14 protein-coding genes are annotated in these 13,563 nt (G+C 38.0%); all 14 read left to right on the forward strand.

The window, feature by feature from the left end; translation table 11 throughout:
* Window positions 1-1,155: a polysaccharide pyruvyl transferase family protein gene (locus PSPO_RS01770; RefSeq protein ID WP_148665217.1), complete on the forward strand. Its 1,155-nt coding sequence runs from the start codon at window positions 1-3 to the stop codon at window positions 1,153-1,155.
* A gap of 61 nt (window positions 1,156-1,216) precedes the next feature.
* The gene (gspG, locus tag PSPO_RS01775; protein WP_010561155.1) at window positions 1,217-1,612 is read left to right on the forward strand and encodes a type II secretion system major pseudopilin GspG; all 396 of its coding nucleotides are present in this window, start codon (window positions 1,217-1,219) and stop codon (window positions 1,610-1,612) included.
* Window positions 1,612-3,267, forward strand: coding sequence for a GspE/PulE family protein (locus PSPO_RS01780; protein WP_010561154.1), 1,656 nt, complete (start codon window positions 1,612-1,614; stop codon window positions 3,265-3,267). The genes gspG and PSPO_RS01780 overlap by 1 nt, the downstream gene beginning before the upstream one ends.
* Window positions 3,267-4,466: a type II secretion system F family protein gene (locus PSPO_RS01785; RefSeq protein WP_010561153.1), complete on the forward strand. Its 1,200-nt coding sequence runs from the start codon at window positions 3,267-3,269 to the stop codon at window positions 4,464-4,466. The genes PSPO_RS01780 and PSPO_RS01785 overlap by 1 nt, the downstream gene beginning before the upstream one ends.
* Window positions 4,453-4,863, forward strand: coding sequence for a type II secretion system protein (locus PSPO_RS01790; protein WP_010561152.1), 411 nt, complete (start codon window positions 4,453-4,455; stop codon window positions 4,861-4,863). The genes PSPO_RS01785 and PSPO_RS01790 overlap by 14 nt, the downstream gene beginning before the upstream one ends.
* The gene (locus PSPO_RS01795; protein WP_010561151.1) at window positions 4,850-5,257 is read left to right on the forward strand and encodes a type II secretion system protein; all 408 of its coding nucleotides are present in this window, start codon (window positions 4,850-4,852) and stop codon (window positions 5,255-5,257) included. The genes PSPO_RS01790 and PSPO_RS01795 overlap by 14 nt, the downstream gene beginning before the upstream one ends.
* A complete protein-coding gene (locus tag PSPO_RS01800) occupies window positions 5,251-5,964 on the forward strand; it encodes a PilW family protein (protein ID WP_010561150.1) in 714 nt (237 codons plus the stop codon). Before PSPO_RS01795 ends, PSPO_RS01800 begins: the two co-directional genes overlap by 7 nt.
* Window positions 5,961-6,854, forward strand: coding sequence for a type II secretion system minor pseudopilin (locus tag PSPO_RS01805; RefSeq protein ID WP_084616529.1), 894 nt, complete (start codon window positions 5,961-5,963; stop codon window positions 6,852-6,854). Before PSPO_RS01800 ends, PSPO_RS01805 begins: the two co-directional genes overlap by 4 nt.
* On the forward strand, window positions 6,851-7,936 hold the full coding sequence (locus PSPO_RS01810) for a hypothetical protein (RefSeq protein WP_010561148.1): 1,086 nt from the start codon (window positions 6,851-6,853) through the stop codon (window positions 7,934-7,936). Before PSPO_RS01805 ends, PSPO_RS01810 begins: the two co-directional genes overlap by 4 nt.
* 1 nt (window position 7,937) lies before the next feature.
* On the forward strand, window positions 7,938-8,495 hold the full coding sequence (locus tag PSPO_RS01815; RefSeq protein WP_010561147.1) for a hypothetical protein: 558 nt from the start codon (window positions 7,938-7,940) through the stop codon (window positions 8,493-8,495).
* The gene (locus PSPO_RS01820) at window positions 8,492-8,980 is read left to right on the forward strand and encodes a hypothetical protein (protein ID WP_010561146.1); all 489 of its coding nucleotides are present in this window, start codon (window positions 8,492-8,494) and stop codon (window positions 8,978-8,980) included. The genes PSPO_RS01815 and PSPO_RS01820 overlap by 4 nt, the downstream gene beginning before the upstream one ends.
* On the forward strand, window positions 8,977-11,040 hold the full coding sequence (locus PSPO_RS01825) for a secretin N-terminal domain-containing protein (RefSeq protein ID WP_010561145.1): 2,064 nt from the start codon (window positions 8,977-8,979) through the stop codon (window positions 11,038-11,040). Before PSPO_RS01820 ends, PSPO_RS01825 begins: the two co-directional genes overlap by 4 nt.
* 384 nt (window positions 11,041-11,424) lie before the next feature.
* Window positions 11,425-12,933 (forward strand): hypothetical protein, encoded by a 1,509-nt coding sequence (locus tag PSPO_RS01830; RefSeq protein ID WP_010561144.1) that lies wholly within the window; start codon window positions 11,425-11,427, stop codon window positions 12,931-12,933.
* Window positions 12,934-12,996: 63 nt separating this feature from the next.
* The gene (locus PSPO_RS01835; RefSeq protein ID WP_010561143.1) at window positions 12,997-13,539 is read left to right on the forward strand and encodes a hypothetical protein; all 543 of its coding nucleotides are present in this window, start codon (window positions 12,997-12,999) and stop codon (window positions 13,537-13,539) included.
* Window positions 13,540-13,563: the final 24 nt, after the last annotated feature.

Below are 13,563 nucleotides of genomic sequence, written 5' to 3' on the forward strand. Positions count from 1 at the left end.
TTGTTGTTAAATATTGAGATTAAAGGGGTTCAGTTCTCTAATAAAGGTGCTGAATTAATGTTAGAGGCAATATTACAGCAGCTCGATGTTCATCTTGGCGACTACCATCTAACACTTTCGCCAGGTCGTAATTTGCCGTACGTTAAACGAGCCAAGTTAGGGGCGTGGCAAAAGCTTAGCTTTCGACGTGGCAATTTAGATTTGACAGGTATTCTTGCAAAGTTACCAACAAAAATTCGTAATTTTCTGAAGCGCTATGGCATCGTAACAGAGGCCGATGTGGATGTTATTCTTAATGCCAGTGGTTTTGCCTATGGCGATCAGTGGCCAATGGCAGATCTGCGAAATACTGCTAAAGAAATTAAACGATTTAAAGCACTTGGCAAGCCTTATATTATATTACCTCAAGCATTAGGGCCTTTTCAGCGTGACGAGTTAAAAGAATTTGCTGAGGTGCTGATCAATGATACTGCCCTTACTTTTGCAAGAGACGATACTTCTTTTTCTGAATGTGAAAAATTAAATAAAAGCAATAAGTTGTTTCAAAGCCCTGACTTTACAGCACTACTTGAAGTGCAACAATTTAATACAACAGAGCAGAAGACCGTTTGTTTAATTCCTAACAATAAAGTGGTATCTAAATTTAATCATGCGAATGCCGAACAGCAAAAGAATGCGTATTATGATTTTTGGATTGATACCTCAAATTTTTTTATCGATAACGGTTTTTTTGTCAAAGTACTAAACCATGAAGGCAAAGAAGATAAAGATATTTGCAACGCAATATTAGAAGCTGTCAACAATGAACAAATAGCTTTGATAGACGGTTTAAACTCAACCGAAATTAAAGGCCTAATAGGAAGTTGTGATGCTGTCGTAAGTAGTCGGTTTCATGGCTGTGTAAGCGCTCTTTGTCAGGGTGTTCCATGCTTGGCTACTAGTTGGAGTCATAAATACGAAATGCTGTATGGGGAATATGGGCTATCTGAAAATGTCATTGACTTCGGACTTGAAAGACAAGAGTTAACAAATAAACTGAACCACTTTTTAAATGATTTGACTAATCAAACAAGTGTTTGTTTATTGCATGCAGAGCAAGTGAAAGAACAGAATAAAAAAATGTGGCAACAAGTTGTTGCAATCATCAAATCGTGATTTATCGACATAGGCTATGTGCCTTGATAAACTGCCAAGTCGAATTTATGGGAGTATTGAAATGAAAAAAATGCGTGGTTTTAGCTTGATGGAGCTAATGATTGTTTTGATTATTTTGGGTTTACTAGGCTCTTTAGTTGCTCCAAAGTTATTTTCTAAAGTGGGCTCATCAAAGAAGAAAGCAGCTGTAGCTCAGATGCAAATGTTTGAGGCCGCAATAGATACTTATCGTTTAGATGTCGGTTCAATTCCTGCAAATTTAGAAGAATTACGTGCAAGTGCAAAAAGAGGATGGGACGGCCCTTATTTACCTAAAGCAATCCCAATGGACCCTTGGGGTAATCCTTATGTATATGATGTACCAGGCTCAAATGGTAATCCCTATAGTATTAAAAGTTATGGTTTAGATGGGCAAGAAGGTGGAACTGACGAAAATGAGGATGTTATTCACCAATGATGAACTCAGTGGAAATTTTAATTGAGGATTTTTCAATTAGTTCGTCTGACATTGAAAAGGCGAAGTCCTACCAAAAGCGTTATCCAGGAAGACTAGAGCAAATTCTTGTTAGTATGGGAAGTTTAACAGAAGATGATTTATGTCCTTTTTATGCAAAACTTCTAAACTATCAGAAATTTGACGAGACGATTTGGGGTGATTGGACAATTCCGGATATTGAATTTTCGATACATGAGAAATTAAAAGAGCTTGATTGTGTATTGTTGTCGACACTTGAGAATAACTGGACCGTTGCCTGTAAAGATCCACTATCTTTATCCCTAATTAGCTTATTAAATGATTCGGCGAAAGAGGTTGAACTATTTGTAGCAACCGAAGCGCAGTTACAAAGATTCTTTTTCGAAATTCAAAATGCGTCAAACATTTCGCAAGAAGAGGAAGAGCTTAGTGGTGATGAAGAAGCGCGTCTTAGGGAGCTTGCATCTGAAGCGCCTACCGTTAATTTACTAAATTCACTAATTACAAAAGCCCTTGCTCGAAATGCCTCAGATATGCATTTAGAGCCTCATAAAGGTCGCTTGAGAGTAAGATACCGTATAGATGGTGTATTGCATGAAGTTGAGTCACTGGCGCCAAAAATGCAACTACCGATCACGACACGTTTAAAAATCCTTTCGGGTATGGATATCGCGGAAAAGCGCCGTCCACAAGATGGTAAGATTGAGATGCGCGTTGCGAATCAAGAGCTTGATATACGCGTATCTGCTCTTCCTCTAAATGAAGGGGAAAGTGTTGTACTTCGTTTTCTACGTAAAGACTCTATTCGGTACGATATGTCAGTTTTAGGGTTGTCAGCGGACACGCAGAAGTTGATTGGACAAGATTTGAAAAAGACGACAGGTGTAATTTTACTTACCGGTCCTACAGGTTCAGGTAAAACCACAACCTTGTATACGTTTTTAAATGAACTTAACAATGAAGATGTTAAAATTATAACTTTAGAAGACCCTGTTGAATATCAACTCGAGGGGGTAAACCAAGTTCAGGTGAATAGCGAAATTGGTTTTGATTTTGCTGCAGGGTTGCGCTCAATTGTTCGTCAAGACCCTGACATAATAATGGTTGGTGAAATTCGAGATAAAGAGACTGCGCAAATAGCACTTCAATCAGCATTGACTGGTCACCTTGTTTTTAGCACTGTACATACTAATGATGCTGCAAGTGCGTACACGCGCTTATTAGACCTCGGAGTAGAAGAGTTTTTATTAAATGCAGCGCTTGTTTCAGTCGTTGCACAACGTCTGGCAAGACGACTGTGCCCGCATTGTGCTGCACCTGATGATAATCAAACAGAACTAATGGAAAATTACCCTTTAGCTCAAGTAGCCTCAAATGCTGGCATTACAGAGCTAAATATTAAAAAGGCGATTGGGTGCGAGCATTGTAACAATACTGGATACAAAGGCCGTATTGCAATTAATGAATACCTTCGCTGTGATGATGAAATTAAAGCAATTTCGAAAGATGAGCAGTTTATACCTAAAGCACAGGCTCATAACTCTCACTTGAAACGTAGGAATTTGCTTGAAGATGGTTTTTACAAAGTAGTGACTGGTGTGACGACAATTGACGAAGTCTTAAGGGTTGCAGGTTAATGGAGTTTGATTACAGCGCGATAGATAAATCGGGAAGTCGTCACCAAGGTGTTATTAGTGCAACGTCAAAGTTAGAAGCTCAAAAAAAATTAGCAAAAGATGGCCTTACACCAATTTCTATCAAAGAGGTCTCTGAAGGCTTATCAATAGAGTCTCTTTTCGGTAACAAAGTATCTTTGGATCAACTTGAGTTTTTTACAAGTGAATTATCTTTGTTATTGGAAAGTGGTGTACGAGTGGACAAAGGGATCGATATTATACGTCAATCTAATGTTCACCCAGCGCTTACTCGGCTATTGAATCAAATTGCTACATCACTCAAAAAAGGTACTTCTTTAAGTGAAGCGTTTGCTCAGCATGAGGAATTGTTTGGTCCACTGTATGTTTCTTTAATTCGCATTGGTGAGTCATCAGGCAACTTGGCTCAGGTTTTAGCAAGACTATCAGCTGATTTAAAATTTCAAAAAGATCTTCGCTCTCAAATTGTGACTGCTCTCACGTATCCAAGCGTTATCTTCTTTGTCTGTATAATGGCTGTTTATTTTGTGCTGACGTTTATTGTTCCAAAAATGTCAGGGATTTTCACAGATCTTGAGCAGGCACCTTGGTATACCCAAATGATCATTAACGTTAGTAACTTTTTTATTGATTATCAGCTTTTTATCGTAGGCGGAGTTGTAGCAAGTTTGATTGCTCTTGTTTACGGACTAAAAAAACCAGAGGTGAAAGAGTGGTTTTATTTAACGGGTAGTAAAATTCCTGGAGTGAAAAGCATAATTCTAACATCCGAGCGAATTCGTTTTTCTCAGTCTATGGCTATGATGTTGGAAGCAGGACTTCAACTGGATGCTACATTATCTCTTTCGACTGGAACGCTTAAACATCCCGAATTAATTAGGGATGCACGGCTAGCGAGTAAGCAATTAAAATCAGGAAAACAGTTAAGCCAAGTGCTAGCTAAGACACGTATATTTTCAGACTTCTTTTTATCCATTATAAAAGTTGGTGAAGAAACGGGCAGGCTACCACGGGTTTTTTCAGAGGTCGCTAGTCGTTCACGTCAAGATTTGGAACAAGCCATTAAAAAGTTTACGACTTTGCTTGAGCCTTTGATGCTGATGTTCATGGGGGGCTTCGTTGGAGGGATAGTAATAACGATGTTAATGAGCATGGTATCAATAAACGATGTGGCATTTTAGTTTGCACAAAGGCTTCTCATTAATCGAGTTAATGGTGGTAATGGCAATTGTGGCGACACTATTGGCATTAACTGGCGGTCTGGTGGTTAAAAATGTAGATCAACAAGAGCGCTTAGTTGAAACTCAAAAAGTTAGACAAGTTTTTAAGTCGTTAAGCTATCAGGCGTACTATCGAGGCCAACCAATTACTATTCATGCATTGGACAAGCAATTGAAAATCTTAAGCAATGACAGCACAAAAGTGATCAATTTTGAGCAGCTTTCATTTGTGAAACAAAATTACCAAGTCAGTACAACGGCGATCATTACACCGAATAACGTTTTGCTAGAAGGTGCGCGTGGGAATATTTTATTAACATCTTTATTTGAGACGTTCAATACTGATGAAATGCGTTAAGGGTTTTACGCTCATAGAGGTACTGATAGCGGCAATTATACTATTTACTTCATTGGCGATAATTGCGGATATATTTAAAGGCTCAACATTACTTGCAAACAAAGCTTCTGAAACAGCTCGAATGTACCAAGTTCATCCTACTGCAATAAGTGCCATCAAGAGTCAGTTAAAAGATAAGGTTAAGGTAACTAAAGCTGCTGATGCAAATGGCCAAATTATTATTTTTGGGGTTGAGTACAACTGGCTAGCACAGCGAGTTGTATTTAATAGCCCGCCACCAGACTCTATTTCTGGCGCAGAATATCCAAATGTTTATGGGATATACGATGTAACAGTTGAAGCAAAGCTTGGGGATAAAATCCAAGACTTCACATTTAAGGCTGCAACATGGTGAAGCACAACAAAGGGTTTACATTAATTGAGTTAATGATAGCGAGTAGCTTACTGATGCTTGTTATGTACTCGGGGTATTTTGGTTATAGTTTGTATACTTCTAGTTGGCAAAAACGAACAGACTTATTTTGGCAGCAAACTCAAAAAGGCTTAGCATTTAATTCACTAGCACGTATGCTTGAGTCGATAAGTCCTTACGTGATCGAAAGCGACAATAATCAGCCTGCAATTTATTTTCACGCACAACGTGACTTTGCGATGTTTGTCACTGAATCTCCTATTTTTTCGGATACAAAATCGGTCGTAATGCTTTCATTTGAAACAATAAACGGGGTGCTCGCATTAACGTACAGAGAGAAAAATTTAGCTAACCAATTATTGTTAAAACAGTCCGATACTATGGATTGGCAACATAGGGTAATTCTTTTAGACAATTTAAAAAGTGGTCAATTTAAATACTTTGGTTTTGATTTACTTAGCAAAGCGGCAGGCTACTATGATGACCCACTAGCTGATGCAACAAATTTAGAAAACACAAAAGTATCACCCGAATGGTATGAATCTCACAAACTAGAAGTTGTTCGTACACTTCCTTTAAAGCTAGCAGTCATCATTGAACATGACGAAGGTGTACTTTCGAATTTTGAGATTGCTTTGCCTGAACACGCTCATCGTAAATTGTTTAGGTATTTGCGAGAGGATGCATGATGAGACGGAATTGCGGAATCGCGTTAGTTCAAGTGCTAATAATTTCAGTTATTTTAATTATGCTCAGCGTGTTTATTGGACAAACACTTAAGTCACAAATTAATGTTGCAAGAGATGTTCAAAAAGTACATCAGCTGAGACTAAAATTAGAGACGGCAGAAGCTTTGGTTTTTAACGCGTTGTTATCTAACTTTAACTATCAAAACAAGAAAAGTGACAATGACGTTGCAAGAATATGGAATTTTTATTTTGAGCCGTTTGAAGTTGAGGATATAACTATTCAAATTCAAGATTTAAGCGGTTTATATAGTCTAAATACATTTGACAGAAATCATTTAAAAAAACTATTTCAAGAGTTTGGAGTTGCTGAAAATAGAATAAATATATTTATTGACAGCCTGTTAGATTGGACAGATAAAGATGATAGCCTCAAGCCTTATGGCGCTGAAAAAGAATACTATCAAGGCTTATCAAAAGTAGGCCCTAGGAATGGTTACCTGCAATCAATTAATGAACTTCAGCATGTTAGAGAGAGTGATATTTTAACTGTTGAACAGTGGAATAAGTATTTTACCGTGGAACCAACGCCTTTTTTTAACCCAATGAATTCTCCCGAAGCCATTATTAAAGCGATTGCTTATGACGAAAGTGGAGCCAACCGAATTATTAAACAAAGGCGAGAAGGAAATTTAAGTAGGCGACAATTTGAGGAAATGTCTGGGATAGAGCAAGAGGGTTTTGTTTCATTCGCGAATGGATTTAAATTCAAAGTTGCGTTAACGGCAAGTGAAAATGGAATTATGTTACAAAAAAGCTTTATAATCGAACTCAAACGTCGTGATATTAATAACCCCGTAACGATTACCGATTTAGTGTGGAATAAGTTGTGAATATAGGTGCAGTGATTAAATCAGAGGCTATTAAAAAGCGCCTTGTTAAATCGATAGGTTACTATGCGGGTAGTATAGCGCCTTTATCTGATCAAGTTGATTTAAATAGTTTTAAACCAAAGCTGGTTATTGTTAGCAATAAGTACTGTGATGTTAAAACGATTACTTACCCAGCGATAGGTAAGAAAGAGTTGCTTGATATTTTAAAGTTAGATCGTGAAAGTTCCGCGCATGCAGTTACTCATGTCGTAATGAAAAACAGTGAGCAGGAAGGTTTTGATGTGCGCCGGACTGAGATTAGGGTAATTGACAGCGAAGTTCAAAACTCCGCATTGTGTCTAATTCCCGAATCTGAAATATTGGCAAACGCGGATACAAAAGGTTTGTTCAACTTAGCCACGCCTGTTGGTGAGATGTTTTTCTTGAATGTAGACCGTCCATTTTATTCTTATAAAACGAGATTAATGTCTACACCTGAGTTATTTTGTTTGAGTGTTGGCGTAAATAATGAGGATGTACAAACAAACATTGCAGGTTGTGACTACTTAAAGTTCATATTTGATACATTACTTACAATACCATTCGATAAATTAGTAAAAGTATGTCACTTCGAAGTTAAAAAACATATACCCCTTACACAATTACATTCGTTGTATATAGCACCATTGGCAGCAGTTACGCTGTTGTATAGTGTAATTTACGGCTACACCCTGTTTAAAGTTGACCAGTTAGAGCAACACGTTAAAAGTTATGGTGACGATGTTTCTTCATTACTAAACCGAAAAGCAGTTATTGACTTTAACAGCGAATTTATTGATGTAGTCAACAAGCGCATTGTTTCTGCTCCGTTAGTTCATTCTGACTGGAATTTAGTGCATGAAGCAATTAATGCAGGAATGGATTTACAGCAATTTTCAAAGAGAGATGGCATTGTTACGCTGCGTGGTATGTCTGATAATGCTTCGAATGTATTAAAGCATGTGAGCAGTTTAGAGTATGTTGAAAGCGCAGAGTTTTTTGGTACTGTACGTAAGTCGCGTCAACGAGATTATAGTGTGATTCATGTTAGGTTAAAAAGCTAAAATGCAAGAAGTATTAAAAAAATATAAACATTATCTCATTATTTTGGTTGCGCTACTTGTTGCAAATGAAATTACAGTTCCATTGTATGAAGCGATAACAGTTGAGCAACAGAAATTATTTCTTACAACTAAGCGCGTAGCAAAAACAGAGGCTGTGATTGCTCAAACGAATGCAATCGAGATGAATGAAGTTAAGGTGATGGTAGCAAAGAAAAAGGCCGATTCGCTTTTCTTTAAAGCTGAATCAGAATCGCAATTAAAGCTGCTGGCACAGGAAAAAATTGAATCAATACTAGCGCAATCTGGATGTGAGTTTAGTGCCATTACCTGGAAAGGTAATCAACCACTGAATGAAGAGATTAGTGAATGGCGAATTGAAGTACGATACAACGCTAATCCGAGTTGTATCATTAGTGCTACCAGAAATATTGAAGCAGCTACACCTGTTATTCGTATTGGTGATTATATCTACGGCGGTAAAAAAATAAACTCGCGACCAAATGAACAGTTAAGAGGTACTCTAGAATTGAAACTGTGGCAGTCAAAGGTAGTTTTATGAAGATCTTTATTCTGATAGTGACTCTTGTATCTTGTTATATCGCAATTAATGATATTTTGCCTGAAGATGCTGCTAAAGAAGAAGTAAGGGAGGTGTCGATAGACACTGAACTTGCTAAGTTAGCATCTTTGCCAGAAGAGTTAGCGCTAGAAAGGTCTTGGAAAGAGGCTAAAAAAAAGTTCGATAAAGAGCTTGAAGAAAGAAGAAACCCCAAACCGCAAGCTAAACCAACAGTCAGTAAGCCTAAAACCAAGGTGTCGACTTTAAATATAAATGGTATTGAATATAGTTTACTCGCGGTGGTAAATGCAGGTATGACTCCTTATATACTACTAAAATCTCCGAGTCATCCACTTAAAAAGGTTGAAATTAATATGGATATTGCACCAAGTGTAAAATTAAAAGAAGTGCATAATGACCGTATTTTTGTTGCAGTGGGAGAGAGTGTGAAAGAATTTAAATTATTTGAGCGTAAAAAATCATGAATCCAGTTTCAGTCAAAAAAAGCTTAGTATCACTAGCTGTGTTATTTGCATTGTCAGGGTGTGCATTAACCAATCCTAATGCAGGGTTACAGCAGCAGAAAACAGAAATTGGAAAATCGTATCTAGCGTCAAACGATACTGAAAATACAGAAGCAGTCATTACAACAGAGCCTACTGAGCGAACAGGTGGTACTGAGGTGCTTTATAGACTAAGCGACAATGATAAAGATGTTACGCTTGGTGTTGATTTGGCAGCTCGGTTTGGCAATAAAAAACAATTTCATATTTCGGCAAATGCACTACCTGTGAACGACTTTATAAACTATGTTTTTGGCGAAACATTAAACGTCTCTTATTTAGTTGATCCACAGGTGAAAGTTCTAACTTCACCCGTCACATTAAATTTAAATGAACAAGTTACCGGTGCAAAACTGTTCTCCTTGGCACAGCAGGTGTTATCGCAAAATAAAATAGATGTTTCATTTAGTGATGGTATTTATTACTTACATATGTTGACCGATGGTGCGCAAAGTAGTATCGCTTTTGGTTTTGGTAGAACGCAAAGTAGTGTTCCTAATGTATCAGGCCAAGTCATGCAGTTAGCTAAGTTAGATTTTGATTTGAGCACGTCGTTACGAAGGGTGATTCAAGATTTGACAGGGGTTGAAGTGGGACATGACCGAGGTCAGTCACTTGTTACGTTAAAAGGTGATAAAGAGAAAGTACAACGTGCGCTATCCTTGTTGGTTATGTTTGATAGTTCTATGATCTACAATAAATCTTCGGCGTTATTGACATTCCAATACATTGACAGCAGAACGTTCATTGAACAAGCGAAAGCGATTTTATCTGAAGAAGGTATAGTTGTTGGTGAGGGGTTGCGAGCAAGCAAAAATGTAGCGTTTATCCCGATAGAGCATCTAGGCAAAGTTGCTGTATTTGCAAATTCTGACGAGATTATTGATAGAGTTGCTTATTGGAGAAATACCTTAGACAAACCCGCAACAGGAACTGATCAGAGCTTCTTTATCTATCATCCTAAGTTTGCGCGAGCGATGGATTTGGGTGCCAGTTTAGCCCCCTTAATCGGTGGCTCTGCACCGGCGGGCGCTGCAAGAGAGGAAAGGACATCTGCGAGCGACAGAAGTCAAGGTACCTCTTCAAACAAGGCAAAGGCAGCGAGTAAAACCACATCAATAGAAGGTGATAATATCCGCTTGGTAGTTGATGATAGAACGAATTCCTTAATTTTTTATGGTGAAGGCCGCTTTTATCAAGAGTTGCAACCAATCATCAAACAGCTAGATATCATGCCAAAGCAAGTAATGCTTGAAGTAATTATTGCTGAGGTAAAGTTAACAGGGAGCTTTTCAAAAGGCGTTGAGTATGCCATTAAAAATGGTTCTTCCGGTAATAAAACAAACACAGTTTCCTTTAGTGGAGAAAGCGGTTTTTCCTATTCAATAGTTGGCTTAAACGGTAACTTTTCTGTTAACCTCAATCAAAAAGATGGGTTAGTTAATGTTTTATCTCGTCCAACATTGTTAGTTCGTGACGGAGTATCAGCAAATATTAGTGTTGGTGACAATATTCCGACTATTGGCAGTACTACTAGTGACCCGATTAGTGGTGATAGAGAAACAACACAAATAGAATATAGAAAAACAGGTGTCGATTTAACGGTAGTACCAACGGTAAATGCGCAAGGTACGATTATTATGGAGATTCAGCAAGATATCTCGAATGAGTCACCTGATGGTTCAAGTATAAACGGAAGCCCTTCTATTTTTGAACGAACTATTTCAACAGAGGTTGTGGCTGGTGACGGTCAAACCGTGATACTTGGTGGCTTAATTAGCGAGAATAACTCCACGAATTCGAATTCAGTTCCTTTACTGGGTAGTATTCCTGTTTTAGGGCACTTATTTAGAACAGACTCAGACAATCAAGATAAAACAGAGTTGGTTGTTTTAGTTACACCTAAAATCGTGCATAACCTAGAAGATTGGAATCGCGTAAAGTCATCTTTCTTGAGTGGTTTAGAGAATGTTAGCTTTTAACAAAAAATCTACATAAATACTTGAAAAAGTATCAATCTCGGGTTAACTTTTGCTGGCTTACTAGTTTATTAAATTTTCGTGATTGTGCTTGGTTAACAAACTTGTCATAATCGCGGTATAAAATGGAATTAAAGTTGTAATAAGCTATTTTTCTAAAAATAACAAGATGTAAGTACAGTAAGTCGTTAGAAATGATGAGATGTTATTTATTTTGTGTAAAAATAATACGTTAAATCATTAAAATAATAACTCTATGACTTGACAATATGGGTTTGAGCCCTTAAATTGCAAGGATTCGGTAAACTCCTTGCCGAATCCTTAAAGTTCTTGGTTTAGAGCAACTCCGCTTTAGACCAGTTTCATGAAACTTGGAGAATGGAAATAATGAAATTTTACAAAAAGGCGTTACTAGCTACTGCTATCGCTACTTCATTCGGCGCTAGCGCTGCATCAATCAGCACTTCTAACGTGCTAAAACTTTCTAAAGAAGGTATTGCTGCTGGTGTTGATGCTGGTAACCAACAGTTATCTTTCGACGTTATCGTTGATAAAAACCACCCTGCGGCTTCACGTATTACGTTAACTTTTGATGACGCTGTACGTTTAGGTGATCTGTCAGCTTGTACTGGTGATGTTGTAACAGACCCAGCTTCAGGTAATGGTGTATGTGGTGCAGCAGCTCCGGCGACTTCTGTAGATGATGCGGTTGTTACTTTCGACTACGGTACAGGTTCATTTACGTTTGATAACGTATCTGTTACTAAGTATGATGAGAAAAAAGGCACTGTAGACTCTATCTCTTTCGACGTTAACTTAGGTAACCCGTTAATCGCTGACTCTGCATTCCGCGTTATCATCGGTTCAAACGACGACAAAACAACTCCTCCGCTAACTGGTAGCTCACTTGCTGTTGTTCTTGGTGAAACTTACGTAAACTACTCTTCAGTGCAAGCTGACCTTGAAACGCCAATCGAAACTGGTATGGGTAAAATTGCAGAAGAAACTACTCAGTTTGGTTTTGAAGTAAGCACTAAGTTCGACGGTATTATCGACCGTGATGATCTTACTACTTTCGTAGATGGTTCAACTGATAAGTCAGTATGGACGTTCACTAACGATGAAACTCTTGGCGCAGCTCTTCTTGTTACTGATGCAGATATTGTTTACTCAGGTAACTTTAAAACAGTTGTTAACTCTGAGCTAACAGCGTCTACTCTTAAAGTTAATACTGGTACTCCTGCTTCTGCTCCTGCAACAGTTGTAATGAGCACAGGCACTACTCCAGTAGCTGTTGGCGTTAAGCACGACTTATTTGGTGCACTTGTTGCTGGTAAAACAGCTTACACAGGTACAATCGACTTTACACGTGTTGCTGCTTCTACAGACGCAATTCCTGTAACTACTCCAACTGAAGTTTCTGTTACTATCGATGCTTCTAACTACAAAGTTAAAGCAGCTGACTTCCAAGACGTTATCTTCTCAGAAGTTGCAGGTGGTGAGTGGAAGATTGATGCAACTATCATCAACGTTCCTTACTACGTAGTTAACCACGCTGATACTCAGTCTAACATCCACATGGCTAACGAAGCTGACGAAGTTGCAGATGTTATCATCTCAGCTATCGATGACATGGGTAACGAGTACGGTCCAGTTGACCTAGGTATCGACCTAGCTGGTAACACTGTAACTAAAGTTAAGCCTAAGCAAATCAAAGAAGCACTAGGTATCGACGACACTACAGTTCTTAAGTTAAGCGTTACTTTCAACATTGATGCATACGCTCAAGACGTTGCTGCATACGCGTTCTCGCAAAACAGCCAAGGTCGTTCTGAAGTTTCTAACTCTCAGTACAAAGTTGACGGTAAAATCGTTAAGACTAAATCAGCACTTTAATTTCTAATTAATATTGCTAATATAAACCCGGCCTAGTGCCGGGTTTATTTTTTAGGAGATAAAATGAAAAAAATACTAGCTACCACAATTGGTGCCTTATTTTCCTTTAATGTGTTAGCGAATGCATGTTTAGTTAATGTTGAGTTTGTTAATCCCCCCCAAGTTAAGCATGAGAACCATAAAGTAAACGAAAATGTGTCTCTTGATATGTCTCAGCAATTAGATATTCAAACGTTTGGTAATATAAATGTAGCAACTAATGTAACTTGCCAAAAACTTAATGGCGCACAGTATAGCGGCAGTGAACAAGAGTGGAATAACTTTATCGGCACAGCTAGAAAAGGGTTGTTAGCAACGGGGCATAAAGATTTAAAGATTACATTGTTTCCAAATGATAATGCCTTATTTAACGATAAGCACCAATCTCTGGAATATCGTTTTTCTGGTGAAAGGTCTGGAAATAAACAGATAATTTATAATTTGGCTGTACTAAATAAAACTCAAAATACCCTCTATGTTTTTGCTGTTAGCGGCCATGAAAACGCAAAAAAAGAAATAGAAGAAGAGTTTTTAAGATTAAAATCAACCATTCAATTTCCGCTATAAACAATGGGCAAGCAGCCCATTGTT

It is taken from the genome of Pseudoalteromonas spongiae UST010723-006 (assembly GCF_000238255.3).
Taxonomy (GTDB): Bacteria; Pseudomonadota; Gammaproteobacteria; order Enterobacterales; family Alteromonadaceae; genus Pseudoalteromonas; species Pseudoalteromonas spongiae.

What these genes read in the sequence shown, in the direction of transcription:
- PSPO_RS01800 (WP_010561150.1), top strand. Translation starts at nt 5,251, where the DNA reads ATGGTGAAGCACAACAAAGGGTTTACATTAATTGAGTTAATGATAGCG.
- PSPO_RS01790 (WP_010561152.1), top strand. Translation starts at nt 4,453, where the DNA reads ATGTGGCATTTTAGTTTGCACAAAGGCTTCTCATTAATCGAGTTAATG.
- PSPO_RS01835 (WP_010561143.1), top strand. Translation starts at nt 12,997, where the DNA reads ATGAAAAAAATACTAGCTACCACAATTGGTGCCTTATTTTCCTTTAAT.
- PSPO_RS01820 (WP_010561146.1), top strand. Translation starts at nt 8,492, where the DNA reads ATGAAGATCTTTATTCTGATAGTGACTCTTGTATCTTGTTATATCGCA.
- PSPO_RS01830 (WP_010561144.1), top strand. Translation starts at nt 11,425, where the DNA reads ATGAAATTTTACAAAAAGGCGTTACTAGCTACTGCTATCGCTACTTCA.
- gspG (WP_010561155.1), top strand. Translation starts at nt 1,217, where the DNA reads ATGAAAAAAATGCGTGGTTTTAGCTTGATGGAGCTAATGATTGTTTTG.
- PSPO_RS01825 (WP_010561145.1), top strand. Translation starts at nt 8,977, where the DNA reads ATGAATCCAGTTTCAGTCAAAAAAAGCTTAGTATCACTAGCTGTGTTA.
- PSPO_RS01795 (WP_010561151.1), top strand. Translation starts at nt 4,850, where the DNA reads ATGAAATGCGTTAAGGGTTTTACGCTCATAGAGGTACTGATAGCGGCA.
- PSPO_RS01805 (WP_084616529.1), top strand. Translation starts at nt 5,961, where the DNA reads ATGATGAGACGGAATTGCGGAATCGCGTTAGTTCAAGTGCTAATAATT.
- PSPO_RS01815 (WP_010561147.1), top strand. Translation starts at nt 7,938, where the DNA reads ATGCAAGAAGTATTAAAAAAATATAAACATTATCTCATTATTTTGGTT.
- PSPO_RS01785 (WP_010561153.1), top strand. Translation starts at nt 3,267, where the DNA reads ATGGAGTTTGATTACAGCGCGATAGATAAATCGGGAAGTCGTCACCAA.
- PSPO_RS01780 (WP_010561154.1), top strand. Translation starts at nt 1,612, where the DNA reads ATGAACTCAGTGGAAATTTTAATTGAGGATTTTTCAATTAGTTCGTCT.